12 protein-coding genes and 2 pseudogenes are annotated in these 18267 nt (G+C 37.6%); 3 read left to right on the top strand and 11 right to left on the bottom strand.

What is annotated here, in order from left to right; all coding sequences use genetic code 11:
- Nucleotides 1–23: 23 nt before the first annotated feature.
- From scfB to MKY54_RS03530, 5 genes and pseudogenes are all read right to left on the bottom strand, one after another.
- Nucleotides 24–1418 carry a thioether cross-link-forming SCIFF peptide maturase gene (scfB, locus tag MKY54_RS03550; protein WP_076279477.1) on the bottom strand — a complete coding sequence of 465 codons (1395 nt, stop codon included), beginning with the start codon at nucleotides 1416–1418 and terminating at the stop codon, nucleotides 24–26.
- Between the two features lie 122 nt (nucleotides 1419–1540).
- Complete coding sequence (scfA, locus tag MKY54_RS03545; RefSeq protein WP_076098734.1) at nucleotides 1541–1690, bottom strand: six-cysteine ranthipeptide SCIFF; 150 nt, start codon at nucleotides 1688–1690, stop codon at nucleotides 1541–1543.
- A 390-nt stretch (nucleotides 1691–2080) separates the two neighbouring features.
- Nucleotides 2081–2457, bottom strand: a pseudogene (locus tag MKY54_RS03540) (hypothetical protein); the annotation flags it as partial.
- A 52-nt stretch (nucleotides 2458–2509) separates the two neighbouring features.
- Nucleotides 2510–3292, bottom strand: a complete 783-nt coding sequence (locus tag MKY54_RS03535; protein WP_339189511.1) for a response regulator — start codon at nucleotides 3290–3292, stop codon at nucleotides 2510–2512.
- Nucleotides 3267–4853, bottom strand: a complete 1587-nt coding sequence (locus MKY54_RS03530; RefSeq protein ID WP_076190080.1) for a histidine kinase — start codon at nucleotides 4851–4853, stop codon at nucleotides 3267–3269. The genes MKY54_RS03535 and MKY54_RS03530 overlap by 26 nt, the downstream gene beginning before the upstream one ends.
- Nucleotides 4854–5086: 233 nt before the next feature.
- On the opposite strand from MKY54_RS03530, the gene MKY54_RS03525 reads away from it, so the two are divergent.
- Both MKY54_RS03525 and MKY54_RS03520 read left to right on the top strand, forming a co-directional pair.
- Nucleotides 5087–6343, top strand: coding sequence for an FAD-dependent oxidoreductase (locus MKY54_RS03525; RefSeq protein WP_339189509.1), 1257 nt, complete (start codon nucleotides 5087–5089; stop codon nucleotides 6341–6343).
- Entirely contained in the window at nucleotides 6277–6906 is a 630-nt protein-coding gene (locus MKY54_RS03520) for an FAD-binding protein (protein ID WP_339191112.1), read from the top strand. Before MKY54_RS03525 ends, MKY54_RS03520 begins: the two co-directional genes overlap by 67 nt.
- A 172-nt stretch (nucleotides 6907–7078) precedes the next feature.
- Here the strand turns inward: MKY54_RS03520 and MKY54_RS03515 are convergent.
- Nucleotides 7079–8435: pseudogene (locus tag MKY54_RS03515) on the bottom strand (IS3 family transposase).
- A gap of 143 nt (nucleotides 8436–8578) precedes the next feature.
- Nucleotides 8579–9139 (bottom strand): hypothetical protein, encoded by a 561-nt coding sequence (locus MKY54_RS03510; RefSeq protein WP_339189507.1) that lies wholly within the window; start codon nucleotides 9137–9139, stop codon nucleotides 8579–8581.
- A gap of 167 nt (nucleotides 9140–9306) precedes the next feature.
- Between MKY54_RS03510 and MKY54_RS03505 the strand changes: the two genes are divergently transcribed.
- Nucleotides 9307–10425: a recombinase family protein gene (locus MKY54_RS03505; RefSeq protein WP_339189505.1), complete on the top strand. Its 1119-nt coding sequence runs from the start codon at nucleotides 9307–9309 to the stop codon at nucleotides 10423–10425.
- A gap of 243 nt (nucleotides 10426–10668) precedes the next feature.
- On the opposite strand, the gene MKY54_RS03500 is transcribed toward MKY54_RS03505, so the two are convergent.
- From MKY54_RS03500 to MKY54_RS03485, 4 genes are all read right to left on the bottom strand, one after another.
- A complete protein-coding gene (locus tag MKY54_RS03500; protein ID WP_339189503.1) occupies nucleotides 10669–13113 on the bottom strand; it encodes a tetratricopeptide repeat protein in 2445 nt (814 codons plus the stop codon).
- Nucleotides 13114–13127: 14 nt separating this feature from the next.
- Nucleotides 13128–13601 (bottom strand): toll/interleukin-1 receptor domain-containing protein, encoded by a 474-nt coding sequence (locus MKY54_RS03495; protein WP_339189501.1) that lies wholly within the window; start codon nucleotides 13599–13601, stop codon nucleotides 13128–13130.
- Nucleotides 13602–13749: 148 nt separating this feature from the next.
- The gene (locus MKY54_RS03490; RefSeq protein WP_280789099.1) at nucleotides 13750–16716 is read right to left on the bottom strand and encodes a hypothetical protein; all 2967 of its coding nucleotides are present in this window, start codon (nucleotides 16714–16716) and stop codon (nucleotides 13750–13752) included.
- A complete protein-coding gene (locus MKY54_RS03485) occupies nucleotides 16713–17762 on the bottom strand; it encodes an SIR2 family protein (protein WP_280789098.1) in 1050 nt (349 codons plus the stop codon). Before MKY54_RS03485 ends, MKY54_RS03490 begins: the two co-directional genes overlap by 4 nt.
- Nucleotides 17763–18267: the final 505 nt, after the last annotated feature.

Genomic DNA, 18267 nt, shown 5'->3' with positions numbered 1-18267 from the left:
AGTTTTTTCATCCGTTACGTTAACTAGCTAGATTGCTCTTCCATCGCTCTAATAGATTCATCAACCTTTACCATCATGGAACATTCGACTCTTTTGCGGAAGACGTCACAGCTGAAGTCATAGGTTCCGACGAGGGAACCCGTCGCGTGCAGTGCATTGGCAGGACAACCACCGCTGCAGTAGAGTTTAGCCCAGCAGTCCTTGCATTCCGGCTTCGAGTAGCAGTTGCTCTCTTGGAATTGACATTGCAGCTCAGGTTTTGTGATGCCATCCCAGAGGTTTCCCATGCTGTATTCTTCATCCCCGACGAACTGGTGACAAGGAAAAAGCTCTCCCCAGGGGGTGACAGCAAGATATTCGGTTCCTGAACCACAGCCAGTAATTCTCTTCTGGATGCAAGGTCCTTCCGAGAGGTCAAGCATGTAGTGATAAAAGGTAAACCCCTTGCCCTGCTCATCACGTCCAATCATTTCCTTGGCGAGAATTTCGTACTGGTTGTAGATCTCCGGCAGGTCCTCCTCGGTAAGTGCATAAGGTTCCTTTGGATCACAGATGACTGGTTCCATCGAGATCTTGTCAAAACCAAGGTCTGCGATATGAAATATATCGTTGGTGAAATCGACATTGTTACGAGTGTAAGTTCCTCGAACATAGTACTCTTGGTCCCCGCGCTTACGAACGAATTCCTTGAACTTCGGAACAATATGATCGTAGCTGCCTTTTCCGTTAACCGTTTGGCGAAGTCGGTCATGAACCTCTTTTCTTCCATCTAGGCTTAATACGACATTGTACATTTCCTGATTTAAAAACTCGGTGACCTCATCGTTCAGCAGCATCCCGTTCGTCGTGAAGGTGAAGCGGAACTTCTTTTTGTATTCTTGTTCTTTGCTTCTTGCATAAGCTACGATCTGTTTAACCACTTTCCAAGCCAAGAGCGGTTCCCCGCCAAAAAAGTCGATGTCCAGGTTTCGATGATGACCCGAATTTTCAAGCAGGTAATCGATAGCTTTTTGTCCAACCTCATAGCTCATGATTGCTCGATCTCCGTTGTATTTCCCTTGGCTGGCGAAGCAATAGTCGCATGATAGATTACAGGTATGCGCAACATTGAGGCAGAGTGCCTTAACATAAGTTTTCCGTTTTTTTAAATCAAGCGAGAGGTTCTCATACTCATCTTTTGTAAAAAGCTGACCATCATTTATAAGCTCCTCGATATCCACGATGGTTTCTCGAATGTCACTCTCAGAAATGCTGGAATCATGCTTATATTTCTCTAACATCATTGTCACGATTTGGTCGACAGAAGTTTTCTCATAAAGCGCTATAATTTCATATGCTAGGTCATCAACAACATGTACTGAGCCACTGTAAGTGTCGAGCACGATATTGTATCCATTTAGTTTATATTGATGAATCATACTTACTAATCAAGCTCCTTTTGCACACAAGTAGAAACGGCTTTGCCATCCTGTAGCGGAAGCGTCCATTTCTTAAAAATAGCCGCCCATCAGCAGAGCAATGGGCGGTAAAATTCCGAATCTTATCTGTTCATTGCATTTTCACACTTCTGGTTTGCAACGCCGCAGGAAGTTTTACAAGCGGACTGGCAAGAGGTCTGGCATGCGCCGCATCCGCCGTGTTTTGCGGTATCCATCAGTTTGCGGGTGCTTAGGGTTACGATTCTTTTCACGATAAATAACTCCTTCTGTAATTTCTTGTGATCACTTTCGCTTAATTTCCATGGAACATCGTAGCAACATCACGCAGGTACGTCTATGATGCCTGTCACCTAGCAGAGCAGAGAGGGGTTAAACATAAGCATCAACACTAATTTTCGTGCAGTCTTTCATGCTTGTGATCGTAAGATGCGGTAGCGGGAACCAGAGTCAGCGCAATACTAAAAAAGTGAAACAAAAAAGAGACGGCAATGATGCCATCTCTTTAACAACATTTTTTCTCATACTTGTCCGTAAAGTCCAATAAATATAAGGATTTCATAGCACTGTATCCTTCCTTACCAGTAGAGCGACACTCTCCACATGCGTGGGTGGACAATGTGAACAAACTTATATGAGGAGCCCTAAGACACTTCCAGACAGTTTATCTGCTCTTGACGCCTTAGTTCATAAAAATATTGCACAATTGGATGCTTTAACTCATCTTCTCGCTCATGTTTAAAATCCGCTTTTTCCCAACTCGTCGGTCCAATAAGGCTAGAATATTCAATAAGATATCGTCGCTTTCTAAGCTCTCCTCTATGGAAATAGATAAATACTTAGTAGCTATAACAATAAAGTTCGATTTACTTAATAATGCCTGAGCTGACAAAAGTTCCTTTGCAAGTTCTGATATTTTTCTGCTTCTTGCAATGACTATTAGCCGATCCTCCGGGATGATCCCCTTACTATCTTTTCTAACCGCTTCAATTTCTTCATGGTTGATAGGAATTTGAAGATCTGAACCGAGCATAACATCTATGGCGTGCTGCAGAGGGACGAGAATGGCCCTCCTATCCATAACCGAACGGATGCTTTTTGTACTCTAAGGGGCTTAAGCCGACTCTATTTTTGAACACACGACTAAAATAGTACTGGCTCTTATACCCTACCTTCACGGCCAGATCCCCGATTTTGATATTCGGCATTACGTCATCCAGAATCTCCTTCGCCTTCGATATCCGAAGCTCGGTGACATAGTCAAGGAATGAAGCACCGATTTCTTGCTTCATACGCTTACTAAGATAGGTTTGATTGATATGAAATAGTGCTGCTACTCGAGTAATAGACAGCTCCGGATCCTGATAATGACTGTCAATATACTCGGTTACTTTTTGAATAAGCACTGTCCCATCCCCTGTATACCCGGGAAGCTCCCGCTCCTTATCCACCCTGCCTTCATGTGAATTCAAAGGATATTTTACCTGAAGATGCTCATCGATCCGATGAAGCAGCTTGTTCAGATCACTCTTCGGCACAGGTTTCAATACATAATCGAATGCTTGCAGTTGCACGGCTTGACGCGCATATTCAAAGTTATCGTACCCGCTGATGATGACAACCAGAACCGACGGGCAGCGTTCGCGCAATATGTTCATCAGATCGAGCCCATTCATATTCGGCATGTTGATGTCCACAAGACATACATGTGGTGGGGCTTCCTCCACCATATTCAATGCTTCGTTTGCACTTTTCGCTTCTCCTGCAACCTCAAAAAGATACGGACTCTCCTCAATGTATTGTCGCAAGCCTTTGCGAATGATCGTTTCATCATCGACGATGACAATCTTCCACATCTTCATTCCACTCCCCGTCCAAAGGTATTCGAATGACCATAACGGTAATGCCATCTTCGCTCTTCACTGCAAGGCCATATGGCACTCCGTAAGCTAGTCGAATGCGATGGTTTACACTGTATAGCCCAAAGCCTGTGGCAGAACGATCATATGTATCATCAAGAAGGGCTTGATTTATCTGCTCAAGCTTCTCTTCCGGAATCATAACCCCATTATTTTCAACCTTAATGACCAAATAATCGGCCTGTTTATATGCTGTAATCGAAATTTTGCACTTTTGATCCCCAAGTGGCTTAATCCCGTGATAAATCGCATTTTCCACCAAAGGCTGCAGCATGAAGCGAACGACTTGGCACTGATCAAGCTTTTCATCATATCGAAGCTCGTAGTCCAGAATCTCCTCATATCGCACACCTTGAATATGAAGATAACTCTCGACATGGTACAACTCCTGATCAAGCAGAATGTATGGACTGCCTGTGCCAAGCCCTAATCGGAAATACGCGCTAAGCGCTTCCACCATCTCCACCACATTGTCTGCTCCATGTTCCGTTGCCATCCACTGGATCGTATCCAATGTGTTGTATAAAAAGTGCGGCTTGATCTGCTCATGAATCAGTCTGAGTTCCATCTCCTTTCGGTCCTGCTCCACAGCGTATAATTGAACAAGCATGTCATTGAAGCTTCGTCCAAGATCGCCGATCTCATCCGAGCGCGTAACATCTGCTCGTATGGTTTGGTTGCCGTTCTGCACATTTTCCATTACCTGGCGAAGCGACTGAATTGGACGAATAATGGAAGAAGCAAGCAGCACCAGAAAGACGATAAACGCACTACCGATAAGAACGCCTACCAGCAATGCAGTCCGCTGGGTTTTGATCACCGCTAACGATAGACTTGAATTCGGTACTTTGAGTACTAACTTCCAGCCTTCCACATTTTGAATTGGAGCCTCAAATACACTCATGTTCTTCTTATCTGCTGTATCCTCCGCTCCATCTTCTTCACCCAGCTCTCTGCAATCGACGATAAGCTGGCCTGACTGGTCATATAGCATTACATCTTGAGCAATCTCCCTCATCTTCTTGACGGAGACGGCTGCGGCAATATAAGCTACCTCATCATTCACCGATGGATTCACGCGATAAAGAATGACGACGATTTCGGCTGCATTCGCTTTGGATACGATCGGATTGCTTACCACATAATTGGAATCTGAATTCAGCAGTTTTCGATAGTAGGGTCGGTTTAGTATCGAAAAAGGCTTGTCCCTTGCTGACCAGGAATTTCCGTGAATATCCACCACGCGTATGGATTCGTACTCTACTTTCTTCTTCGCCTCGAACTTATCGAACTCTTGCAGCAATTCATCTCGTGTCCACTGATGGTCCGAAGCTAGAGAAGCAAGCATGTCTATCTCTCCAATGCGCTGATTAAACCAATAATCAATCTGGTCGCTGCGTGCAGTAACCACTTGCTGCGTTAAGTTCTTATTCAAAGGGACAACCGTATGGTTCATCTCCAAATATATTGTTACAAGCAATGCAACGAACAGCAGCAAGAAGCAGCCTCCTGCGATTAACGTAATTTTTAAGTGAATTGATTTCATTGTAATCATAGCCCTTCACAATATCCGTTTCTTACATGCCCGAAAAAGACAAAAAAACACTAATCTGTGCAAATACATAATGCTGTACTAAATCTATAATAGGTCTTGTGCATATTTTCACATGAAATAACATTCATGTCTAGGCTAGAGATAAAGGATTTGCCTAGCAAATCTTCCTCTCCCTAGTGTATGTAACCAATTCACAACAGAATGAAGGAGATATTATGCGAACTCACACGAAAAAGCTGTTATCTATTCTACTAGTCCTCAGTCTTATGTTCACGCTTGCTGCTTGCGGCAGTAAAGATGCAGAACCCGCTGCAGATGCAAACGGAGTTCAAGTCTTTGAAGGAGTTGGGCAAGGTAAACATGGCGATATTAAAGTACAAGTCTCCTTATTAGATAACAAGATCACTGACATTAAAGTGACAGAGCATAAGGAAAATGAAGTACTTGCAGAACCTGTTTATACGCAGCTCAAGCAAGAGGTCATGGCAACTAACAGCGCAAAAGTTGATGCCATTAGCGGATCTACAGTTACAAGCAAAGGATATCTCGAAGCCATTCAAGATGCAATTACGAAGTCTGGACTTACCCTTGTCGCTGGCGCTGCAGTCAGTGGAAGCAAAGACAAAGAAGAAGTCGAGCAAACCTATGATGTTGTCGTCATCGGTGCCGGGGGTGCTGGCTTTAGTGCGGCTATCGAAGCGAAGAGCGCTGGAGCTAATGTAGTTCTGCTCGAGAAAATGCCAGCTGTTGGCGGCAACACATTGATTTCCGGTGGTGAGATGAATGCGCCTGACAACTGGGTTGAACGTGCTCTTGGCATCACAGATGACACGGCTGACTTGTTCTATAATGATACGATGAAAGGCGGAGACAACCTCGGGGATCCAAAGATGGTTCGTATTCTTGCCGACAATGCTCTAGCATCTGCCGAATGGCTGCGCGATGATATCAAGGTAGAGTTCTTACCTGATCATCTGTTCCAATTTGGTGGCCATTCCAGAAAACGTGCGTTGATTCCTGTAGGTCATACAGGTGTTGAATTGATTACTAAGTTAAAAGCCAAAACAGACGCTGATCAAATCACGATCAAAACGAATATGAAAGCCGAAACCTTGCTGAAGGACGAAAGCGGCAAAGTAACAGGTGTAACTGCGACTTCGGGTACTGGCGACAAGATCACATTCCATGCGAACAAAGGCGTCATCATCGCTACCGGTGGTTTTGGATCCAATGTAGAGATGCGTAAGAAGTATAACCCTACAATGGATGAAAAATATATGACTACCGATACACCAGGATCTACAGGTGACGGTATCGTTATGGCAGAAACGATTGGCGCCAAACTGACAAACATGGAGAGTATCCAATCTGTAATCCTGAGACAGGTGTTATTTCCCTGGTTGCAGACTCCCGCTTCGATGGTGCGATCCTGATTAACCAAGAAGGCAAGCGCTTCGTTGAGGAATTAGAACGTCGTGACGTTATTTCTAAAGCAATTCTTGCCCAAACGGGTGGATATACGTATCAATTATGGAATCAAGGCATTGAGGATATTGGTAAAACGATCGAAGTTCATCAAGACGAATACGATCAACTCGTTAAACAAGGCTTGCTCTTTAAAGCCGATACGATTGAAGAGGCGGCTGATTTCTTTAAAATTGACGTGAACACTTTGAAAGAAACGATTAATAAAGTAAATGATTATGCGAAAACAGGTAAAGACCTTGATTTCAAACATCGCGGTGGATTGAAATCTCTTGAAAAAGGCCCTTACTACATCGAAAAAGCTGTACCCTCCGTTCACCATACAATGGGCGGCTTGGTGATCGACGAGAAGACTCGCGTTTTGAATGAAAAAGGCGAAGTCATCCCTGGGTTGTTCGCTGCAGGTGAAGTAACAGGGGTCATTCATGGTACAAACCGTCTTGGCGGTAATGCCATCGCTGATATCTTCACATTCGGCCGGATTGCAGGCAAACAAGTTGTAGCAGAGTAATCTTATTTTTTGTGTAACTGCTCTATTAATAAGTTAGCCTTAAAAACGTGCAAGATAACTTGTAGAGTGCCGGTTGACTGCTAACTTTCAAGCTGCCCTCTATGACATAGCAAACCGCCCTGTTCGCAACATTGCGAATGAAGTGACCCCTTAAAGTTAGACAGGTATATAATTAAGCGACTTGTTGGGCCTGAGTTCGGTACTGTACCGGACTCAGGCCTTTTAGTTTTGCCTTAATTCGCTTGTTGTTGTAATAATCGATGTATTTTGATAGCTCTTGTTTGAAATGTGTGATACTTTCGAATTCCTTTAAATATAGAAATTCAGATTTCATGATACCAAAGAAGTTCTCAATGACGGCGTTGTCGTAGCAATTACCTTTACGGGACATACTTTGCTTGATATCTCGTTCTTCAAGGGCATGACGATACTGCTTCATCTGATAGTGCCAGCCTTGGTCAGAATGAATAAGGAGGTTATCTTCATCGGTTAATCGACGGAATGCTTGATCTAACATCGTTGAAACAAGCGAGTAGACAGGCCTTGAACCGATTGTATACGTAATAATCTCACCATTATATAGATCTAGAATTGGAGATAAGTACAGCTTTTCTCCAAATAATTTAAACTCTGTAATATCCGTAACCCACTTCTCATTTGGATTCTCAGCGTGGAAGTTACGTTCTAATATGTTCGGTGCGAGTTTGCCAATCGTCCCTTTATAGGAACGATATTTCTTCATACGTACCACACACTTTAAACCCAATACCTTCATCAAGCGTTGTACCTTTTTATGATTCACATGGTGTCCTCGATTCACTAACTCGTCACGAATACGACGATAACCATAACGACCCTCATGCTCCTCGTAAATCGCTTGAATAACGTCTTTTAGCTCCTTATCTCTATCGGGCATACCAAACGTTTTTACCACGAAATAATACGTACTACGAGGGATATCTGCTAGCTGCAGGAGGGCTTTCACCGAAAATTCGTTCCTTAGTTCATAGACTACTCGTGCTTTGTCTTGTTTGGTGATTTTTCCTTGTTTTGAATTAAGGCATTCAACTTTTTTAAATATGCATTTTCCATTCTCAAACGCTCTACCTCTGCTTGTAATGCCTCAACAGACCCTTCTTTTTACGTTTGAATCTTTCGTTTATTAGGTTCTTTTTTCATGGATGGACGCCCCTTCTTCTTTGGTTGTAGGGCGTCCATCCATGTAACTCTAAGCTTCTATGCCAGCTTAAAATGGTACTATGACTCGCAATATTAAATATCGCAGCCGTTTCTCTAACAGACGTCCCGAATTCGTTCATATAATTAAGTACGTCTAGTTTAATCTGTGCAGGATATGATGTATAGCCCTTTTTAAAAGCTTCTTCACCATGATGCTCATATTGACTAATCCAGTTTGAAAAGACAGAATTGTGAATCCCGATTGATTTTGCAATGGTTTTTAAGCTCTCGGATCCCTTTTTATAACGCATAATAGCTTGGATTTTTTCGTCTGTACTGTACCTGGTCATAAAAAAACTGCACCTCCAAATGTTAGTTATGTCTAACAATTGGGGTGCAGTTCATAATTAGGCGGTCAATTTTGAACTATCGTGTCCCATTAGCGTAATAGTTCTTTTTAATTTGTGATTGAGCTATAAATTCTTTTGCCTAATTACTTTAAACTTAACTTATTTAATATCTCTATAAATTGACTTTTAGTTTCAGGCTTCTTATCATTTTTTGTGAAGTTTAACATATAAATAGCCTTTCCTTTTATAGGTAGTGATGCATAATAAATATCATGTGTTCCTGTAATACCCGAGGCAGCAGAACCATTATCGGAATCTAATGTAATTAATCTAGATTTACCCAAAGGTAGATCAATATATTCATCATTAGTTACACTACTATGATTAGGCATTTGTGTTAGAAAATTAAAGTTATCCATGTAGTTAATTGCACTAACTGTTCCTCTATTCTCGTCGTTTTCATCTAAAAAATTATATACAACAGTTTCACTTTTATCGAGCTTCCAATCTTTAGGTAACACAATATTTAACAATGTTAAACTATCTTGATTGTTTACAATCTCGTTAGAAGACTCTCCATTATTTTGTTTTGCTTGGTTGGTTGAGGTTGATATTCCTTCCCGCTGCAGAGCTTCGATATTAGAACAAGCCGAACAGATCAGCATAAAAATTAAAAGGCATGAGCTAATAGCTTTGTTTCTCATAAATACCTCCTGTATTTGTTATTATTGCTTTAGACTATATATACGCTTATAAAGTTGTAAGTTTGTGGAAGTAATATGAAGAAGCTACCAACTTTATTCAACAATCCTGCCAGTTAGCTTAACGTGAACATCTATAGGAGAACGCTAAGTTATCCGAACGTATAAAGTTGGGACTACAATCTAGTGCAAGACAGGGTACACGTCGAGTTTCAATTCCGCCATACGGATACACGTTCAACGAGACGACAAACGCCCTTGAAATTGACGAGAATACCGCCCCAATCGTGCGAGAAATATTCGAGTTATACTTACACAAAGGTCGGAGAATGTTCACGATAAGCAATGTCCTAATGCGTAGGAGTATTCCGACACCAAGGGCTAGCGCGGGTGTTTCAAATGCAGGCACCAAATGGCAACAGAGCACGATTAAGGGCATTTTATCCAATCCCGTATATCTAGGTAATCTTGTTTATCGGCGTGAAGAAACGACAGGAACGCTTGCAGAATCGGAACTATATAAAATTCGCAGAAAAGTCGAAGCGGATAAGCAAATTATTACCGTAAACACTCATCCTGCATTAGTGTCTGACGAAGATTTCGAAGCGATTCAAGTACTCATGCGTAAGAAGGGTACGCATAAAAGCAACGGTAAAGAAAGCCTGTTTTCCTATATCGTTGTTTGTCCTGCTTGTGGTAGCGGAATGCACTTCAAGCCCGATAGACGTAAAGGGGCGTATGTTTGCGGCGGATACGTTAAATATACATCTAGTTACTGCTCGTCGCATATTATCGCAGAAAAAGAATTACTACAAGCAGTTAAGGACGACCTAGCGGCGTTGGTTAGGGATAACGTAAGTATGGATAGGCTATACGGTATTGCCGAGGAAAAAGCTAATTCGGTACACACTAATACCAAAAAGGAATTGGCGCGTATTGACAAAGAATTAGCCGAAATGGATAAACGCTTTGACAAGCTGTTAAGTCTACACGTTGATGATAAGATTACGTCAGAGCAATTCAAGCAACAAAACGAACGAATAGTAAAGCAACAACAAGAATTATCGAATAGAAAAGCTGAACTAATTGTATTGTTTGAAGCAAGGCAAGACCTCACCGAACAATTACAAGTTTTCAAAAAAGAAATAGAACGGTTCTCGACCCTCGACATTAGCGATGTACAGGTCGTGAAACACGTTCTAAAAAGGTTAATACAGAAAATTGAAGTATTCGAGGGCGAAAAGATTAAAATTCACTATAATCTCTCTAACCCTCTTCCACAGAACTAAGATACAGTTTAATCGGCTGTGTCTTTTCTTTCAAGTCTTACTGTACACTCCACATGCACCGTATGCGGGAACATATAGCACTAGGATGTTGGCTGTTGCAATCTGCAGAAACCTTGATTTGACGGGCTTTTTGCCAATTGGCTTGCGATCTGTTTGGCTGCAATCCGACCGTTTCTGTTGATGTTTTACATCAATTTTACATCAAGGTTTTAAATACACTTTTAAAGTACATGAGTATTAAAATTAGAATACTATCTTCGCATACGGCAAAACACTACTACGAATATAATCATTTATCATAATAGTTGTTTCATGTTCTTCACCAAGTACTTTTTTACTTAGCTTAATTGCCTTGAAAAGCAATTCAATCCCTTCCTTTTGTCTCTTCGTCTGCAAATAAAATACAGAAAGTGAATAGTAAGATTCAATAGTATCCTTATGTTCGTCTCCAAAAACATCTTTTGTATAATCCAACGCTTGAACTAATAATGGCTCTGCCTTATCAAACTTCATTTGTGCATTATATAACACTCCTAGATTATTTATGGAATTAATTGTTTCAGGGTGCTTAGTCCCAAGTATTTTTTCCCTAATTTTAAATGCATCTTTAAAAAACGGTTCTGCTAAATCATACTCTTCTAAGCTCATGTACAAATTGCCTAGATTAGTATAGGATGCTGAAAAATCAATATGCTCTTCTTCCATATACTCCTTTTTTAGTTTTATTGATTTTTCGAGCATTTTCATCGCATTTTCATATTCTCCAGTTTCAGTTAAAACCTTACCTAGATTGTTATAAGTTGTTGCAATTTCGCAAGGGTCCATAGAAAGAATTTTTTTTGAGATATCTAATGATTCATACAATAAAGGTTCTGCCTCATTAAAACAGTGCATTTCCATATAAAAAGTAGCTAAATTATTAAGAGAGATTGCTACATCATAATGTTCTGAAGTAAAAATAGTTCTTCTAATGTACAATGAATCTTTAAAATATTTTTCAGCTAAATTGTATTTTCCTAGTTTTGTATACACATTTGCTAAAGCATCAAAGATACTTGCAGTATTCTCATTCTGTGTTCCAGTAGCATTACTTTCAATTTCCAATGATTCAATCAATAAGATTTCGGCTTTTTCATATTCGCCCAAAGTAGTCAATATCACACCGAGATTTCCCTTTGAGGTTGCCACAAAAGAACTTTCACTTCCGTAAAAACTAGTTTTTATATCAATCACTTCGATAAGTAATCTTCTTGCAGTTTCGTATTTACCTACAACTTGATAAAGTTGAGCCAAATTATCTTTCAAGGTTAGTAAAAGCTTACCTTTAGCACCGAATATTGCTTCGCAAATTGCTATCGAGCTCAAATATAACTCTTCAGCTTCTGCATATCTACCTTGATCTTTATACAATCCGGCTAAATTGTTTTTTGTTATTATAGTATCTTTTGAATATATACCGAAGATTTCTTCCCTGATTTTTAAAGCTTCCAGATACATACTTTCTGCCCGTTTAAAATCATTAAGTACCATATTAAAAAAAGAACCAAGTTGATGATATAAAAAGGATACTTTACCTATCTCAATTTTATGACGATTCCCATGATTGGCTATTGAATAAATTTGATCAACCATGTCTTTGTATGTCATCCAACTTTTTTTGTCCTCAAATTCATAATCTAAATGATCATAAACTAGATTAACTAAAAAGCCTATCCACTTCTTAGAATCAGTAGACATTTGAATAACTTCTTGTAATAATCGATGGATGCTTATTTTGTTTGATGAACACTTAATAAGCGAGTACTCTTTTAATTTACATATTATTTCATTGAACTCTAGCACATTATTAACCTTATCTGATAATGGATTATCCAAATGCTCTGATACAGTGGTGAAAAACTGTATATCAACGCTGTCGGCATATAAAAATGCTAGGATATCTAGCAATTGTCTAGAACTTTCATCATGTATTTTATCCAATGAAACTACCCATGTTGTTGCAACTGAATAATTGTATTTTAAAGGTGGATACTTTTTCAAAATTTCAATTCTAAATTTATCAAATAGATCCTTATATTCACTATAAGTGATACAGTTATTTATTATGTATGCAGAAGCTTGCTCCAAAGCTAAAGGAAGATGACCTAATTCAACAAGCAAAGTGTCTAAACCCGATTCATCTTGCAACTTAGTCCGTTTTCTCATAAAGATAGGAGCTTCTAATTCACTAAATACATCGATCTCCAAAACCTTACCAAATTCATTCCAATTCGTATTCCTAGAAGTAATTATTATATGTCCTTGCGGATGTATTGGTAGATAATCATATACTTGCTCTAGAGTCTCTGCATTATCAAAAATAAATAACCATTTTCTATTTTGACTTGTCCAACTGTTTACTGAGGATAATATTATCTCAGAATCTTCAACATCCCTTTCAATAAATCCCATTTTATACGCAAATCCCCTATATCCCTCAATAATCATCTTAGGATCTTCTGCCTCAATCCACCAGACAACATCATACTCAAAACCACAATTATACGCATACTCTAAAGCTAATTGAGTTTTCCCGACCCCTCCTGTACCAGTTAGTATTTGAGAAAAACTAGAATTATCATGTATAGTAAATTCAGTATTAATTTCGTCGAGGATAATTGATCTTCCAGTAAAATACTTGTTCCGCATTAATTTTATATTATTTACAGGTAATTCTCCGCTATTTCTTTTTTTTTTGTACCTGGAAACCCCTGTGAATTTCTAGCTCTTTTTGATAAATCAACTCCATCTATTAGTTTAGTTTTTGCAATTTCCTCTTCGAGGCCAAATAAATCTATATAAACTATTTGTTTAAGTAAGCCTTTCGGTTTATGATCACTTATCCTAACTGGAATTAACTTTGACTTTTCGCTTGTAGGATCTTCTGCAAAAGCTGCTTGCCACTCTGACTGGGTATAAAGAGATTCATAATATTTTTCTGACAATATTGCAATTGTTCTCTTACAATTTATTGTAGCTGTATGCATAGATTGTATAAAGTTAGTACCTGGGGTAAAATCCCATGCTTGAACTAGAGTGGTATATCCTTTTTTTTCCAACTCTTCTGCAACCCACATTGCCCAACGTTCATCTACACTGGTATAGCTAATAAAGAAGTCTCTATCATCACTTTGCATATGATCTCCTCCTGAGTAATAATATTGCGTATTTTAAATAATCCATCAATATATGTGCATCCCAATCGTTAATCTAAATATTTCTTTAACTGAAGGTTTTAGCCCATCCAGAATCGAAGCCAACGCTATACTCTTGGCAAACGCCCTCTCATCTTAAGATTTCTGAAATATACTCAACAACAAATGACTTCTTTGTTTTCGTTAAATATGAGTGTCTAATTAATTCAAGTTTCTCATTTTCATTATTCTGTTTTAGATATAATAATAAAAGTTTAATTTTGTCCTCAGGATAAGAAGGAATGCATTGAGAAAATAACTCAAATATGAGAGGTATTGTGAAAATATTATTCTCTGGTTTTGTAATAAGTCGTTCACAGTAGTCAACTACATGGTGAGTTCCAAAAGAACTAATCATGTACTTAAAGCTTATAGATAAATTTGTAGCAATCAACTCATTTATTGTTGAAAAGTTATTTATTATATTCACTGCCTGTTGTATTAGCTTAATATTTTCAATCCCATTACTCTCTTTTGAGCATTTTTCTATTAATTGAGTCCAAAACTTTAGCACTCTCTCTACTGCATCACTTTTTGAGACGCCCTTTACCAATTGTTTCTTTTCAATATTATAAAAATATCTAACCATTACCTCCATAATTGAAATATCAAAGATATCTAATATTTTATTTATTAACTCAACTTTAGTTTTCTCTTCAAAGCCGTTGATATAACCGATAGCAATGTGAATTCCTAGTTTTTCCTTAATATCTTTATCTACAAAACCTTTATATTCGATAGCTTCTAGATAATTATCAACCATTAATTCATAAAACTCATAATAAACAACTCCAGAATCGAGGTAACCTGTCATAAAATACTGCCACATCTCTTGATCTGGTTTAATGGATTTTATTTTCTGTTTTGTCCATTCCAAATCAACATAAGCAAAATTAGCCAGGTATTCTCCAAAGATAACGAAGCTATCAACACACGATATTTCCATTAGATGTTCTATCGTGGTCTTAACTTTATTTCCCCATAGTACTTCATAATCTTCTATTGCTACTCTTTTTACTTTCAAAGCTAATTCAAGCAGGGTCTTAACAAACCTTCCCCCTAAAGAATTTAAGGAGTAAAAAGAAATATCTTTGTTACTAAATAACACATCCTCAACTTGGGAGAAGTCTATTCTACTTAAACATGAATCAATAATATTATAGATTAATTCGAACTCACTTTTTGTAAAATTGAATTTGTCATTAGCTACAAGAGCAATAATAAAGTCATATGACGCTTTTAAGACACTTTTGTGAGTCATGAGATGACTGTTATCTTTTTCTATTCGAAAACTCCCGTCCCAAAATCCATCATTTGAAATATAAAGAATTAAAAAATCAAGGATTTTATTGTAATTTAAATCAATATTTTGTTTTACTAATACGCTGAATCCATCTAATAAATAATAAATAAACTCATACTGCAACTCATTGAAATGTCTGAGATCATCTATGAAATGATCGGGATAACTGATTAAAGAACTTTTAATTTCCGAACCAAAACCACGATAGGATAGTTCTTTAAAGTCGTCAGAAAATCTGTTAGTTTCTCTAAAATTCTTCATTTTGATAACTAGTTCACTAATGGGAATATTATTTATTTCTTCAGCAGAAAAAGGAGATATTTGTTCTATTGAATGAACTCCAGAGAATTTAATGGCGGGAGAAAGTTCAATATCAACACCAGTTATACTCTTAGCTTCAATCAACTTTTCTTGGAAATAGGGAACATTACTTAGAGCCAGATAACGCTTTTGTTTCCATTTTAGTTTAAAGTGTTGATCGTCTCTATCGTGAAGGAAGTATTCGTTTTTATTAATTATTTCATCAACTAACATATAGTACTTTGAGTCGATCTCAATATTGAATAACTCAAATAAACGCTTAGTTTCATCATCGTAGATGTAACTTCTAAATATGTAATCAAATAATTGAACTTCATTCTCCAACAACCTTAAAAAGGAACTTCTTAACAAATCCCATTTTTCAACAATCAAAAAGATGCCTAACTTTTTTACTCGGTCATAGTTACTCTTCAATAATTTGGATACTAATAAATTATATACATCGTATTCTAATTTAGACTCCATTAAGCAGACCTTCATAAAGTGATTTATATAATCGTCTACTTCAAATAAATAATCTTTTTGATCGAATATAGATTCATATGCTCCTTTGTTAAATAAATCATTATATAAAAGTCTAACTTGCATGGTTAACTCCTGGTCACTCACATCTTCGAGGGAAGGTTTCAAATTATCAATAATAAAATCCGTGTCTATCTCCCTCGTCTCAAATACCTTCTCCAATGTGATATCATGGCAGGACACCTTAAGCATTTTATCATTAATATTTTGAATAACTATAGCATGCCCGTTTGCCTCTCTCGTAGAAGATTCAACAAAAAGCTCGTTTTCCAGTAATCCTATTAAAAATTCACAACATCTCTGTGGGTCAAATGAAAATAAATAAAGCAAATTATCTTTGTTATTTGTCAGTAAATCATCTAATACATAATTATTTCTAGAAAAAGAACTAATAGTTTTTTCAAGGAATTTCTCGAATGTAAGTAATGTCTTTTCCGGATCAGATAATAAATATATTAATAGTTCCGATTCGACCTTGTCTAAAATAAAATCCAGCCCAAATTCACAATCTAGCCAATAATCCAAAAAATCATTTATATATTCAACAGAAATATTGGATAAAGGAATGCGTTTTATAATTTCAACAGACTGATTAAAAACTCTGAAATTCTTAGATGTTTCAGCAGCTTGCAAAAGAACAGTTAATATATATAGAATTTGATTTTCATCATGGCTACTTACTAATTCGTTCATTATCGAAACTACATAATTCAGAACATTCCATTCTTCAATATAATTACCTTCTGATAAAACAGGCACATTAGGTTTGTCGAAAAAACCTCGACTCTTCAGTAAATCAAGCCACTTAACATCTTTTTTTTCAATTAGCTTTTCAAAAAAATAAGGCTCTAGATTCTTATGTTTTCTGACAGACTCAAGGGCATTCAGTTCTTTTTCAGAGAATAGGTTCATAGAAACATCTCCTCAATTGCTTTTAAGCCAACTTTTAATTCCGTGATTTCATCATTCTCTTGATAAGTACCTTTGGATAAATTAAGTAAATGGTCCAACACATCTTCTAAAACATCGTAGCCCTTTTCTGACATATTACACGGAATTACACTTACACCAAAATTATTTTTGTAATAGTCTGACAAATAGCTCATCTTTAGGAAATCATCTGAATAGCAAGGAAGTACCATATATCTATTATTGCAATAAGACTTAGAGTCTTTTATTGTCCCCTCAAATAGAAATTGAAGAATTTCTATTTCCTCCAAACCATATCCCATAAATAGAACGACAAAATCTTTTTCACTGAATATCTCTGTCATAAAATTGGAGTATATGTCTCTCTTTTTCTCATGTAGATTACCGTTGAGACCATATCTTTTTATGTAATCGCCATACGAAATAATCATTGTTGACACATCTTTCACACTACCATGAACATGAATCACATTCTGGGGTTTCAATATTTCCTTACTGAACTCACTAATATCCAAGTACACTTTTTTATAACCGATATCTGGGGTCTTGCTTTCGTCACCATCATCACTGACGATCGGCCCATCCTCTGCAATTAAATCTAGAGCATTATCATAGTTAGTGGTTAAGTATATAGCATTTAACTTGTACAATTTTTCATATAATCTTCCGCTTAAAACTGTGCTTTTGTCCGTCTCAAACCATAGTTTATAATATCCCTCAAGCTGCTTATCTAGAAGATTCTTCTTTCCGATATACTCACACACAGAAAGTATTTTTTTTGTATCCTCGGTTTTTAAAGCCTCTTTTGTTTTAAAATTCATCGAGGTCATTTGGCTATTTTTATAGATAGTCTCTAAATATCTAATTGCAAAGTCTCTCCAACTTGGCAAGCCGAGATGAACAGACATACCCGCACCAACAAATATAATAAGTTTCCCACTATTTAAAGCCTTTAATATGGGATGAGTGTTGGTTAGTGTATCAAAAATATAGGTTTCTATTTTTTCTCTAGTAAACTCTAAATCCATTAGAAATCACCTTGTTTTATGAGATTAGTGAGTAGGAGTATCGTTACTTATTTCGACATTCCAATTAGCTTCACCTTCCTATTTTCTGTAAATACTACTATTTTTAATGGTTACTCCTACAAACTTTCCTTATTGAAGAAACCTTATTTATATAGGTTGGTTTCATCAGCTTAAAGCATTGCATGTACGGGGGATTTAGAAGCCTGATACAGGCCTCGTAGAGTATATTAAAAGCCCCCTTAACAGATAAATCTGTCCTGTAAGCCTTTATGTAGCTCCTCCAACGCTGTTAGACTGTATCAGCCGCCTTTGTTACTTTTTGTTTCCTCCGGTTAAGTTCACGGTAGAGCGACCTCTTACTTACCTTTGTCATCTCTTCTATTTGTGTTACTGTAAATTCCCAGCTATCATGTAACTTTGTTCTTTGTATCTTTTCTTTAATTGTTTTTAATGTTTTAAATCAAATTAAAAGTGGGGACCCAACGGTGTTATTCAAGAAAAAACG

Source organism: Paenibacillus sp. FSL P2-0121, assembly GCF_037975345.1.
GTDB lineage: Bacteria > Bacillota > Bacilli > Paenibacillales > Paenibacillaceae > Paenibacillus_AQ > Paenibacillus_AQ odorifer.
The sequence above is the reverse complement of the archived record's forward strand: the minus strand, read 5'-3'. Positions and strand labels throughout refer to the sequence as shown.

Bases quoted from the DNA above. Each gene is read 5' to 3' on its own strand.
- scfB (WP_076279477.1), bottom strand. From the start codon at position 1,418: ATGATTCATCAATATAAACTAAATGGATACAATATCGTGCTCGACACT.
- MKY54_RS03535 (WP_339189511.1), bottom strand. From the start codon at position 3,292: ATGTGGAAGATTGTCATCGTCGATGATGAAACGATCATTCGCAAAGGC.
- MKY54_RS03510 (WP_339189507.1), bottom strand. From the start codon at position 9,139: ATGAGAAACAAAGCTATTAGCTCATGCCTTTTAATTTTTATGCTGATC.
- MKY54_RS03500 (WP_339189503.1), bottom strand. From the start codon at position 13,113: ATGCGGAACAAGTATTTTACTGGAAGATCAATTATCCTCGACGAAATT.
- MKY54_RS03495 (WP_339189501.1), bottom strand. From the start codon at position 13,601: ATGCAAAGTGATGATAGAGACTTCTTTATTAGCTATACCAGTGTAGAT.
- MKY54_RS03490 (WP_280789099.1), bottom strand. From the start codon at position 16,716: ATGAACCTATTCTCTGAAAAAGAACTGAATGCCCTTGAGTCTGTCAGA.
- MKY54_RS03485 (WP_280789098.1), bottom strand. From the start codon at position 17,762: ATGGATTTAGAGTTTACTAGAGAAAAAATAGAAACCTATATTTTTGAT.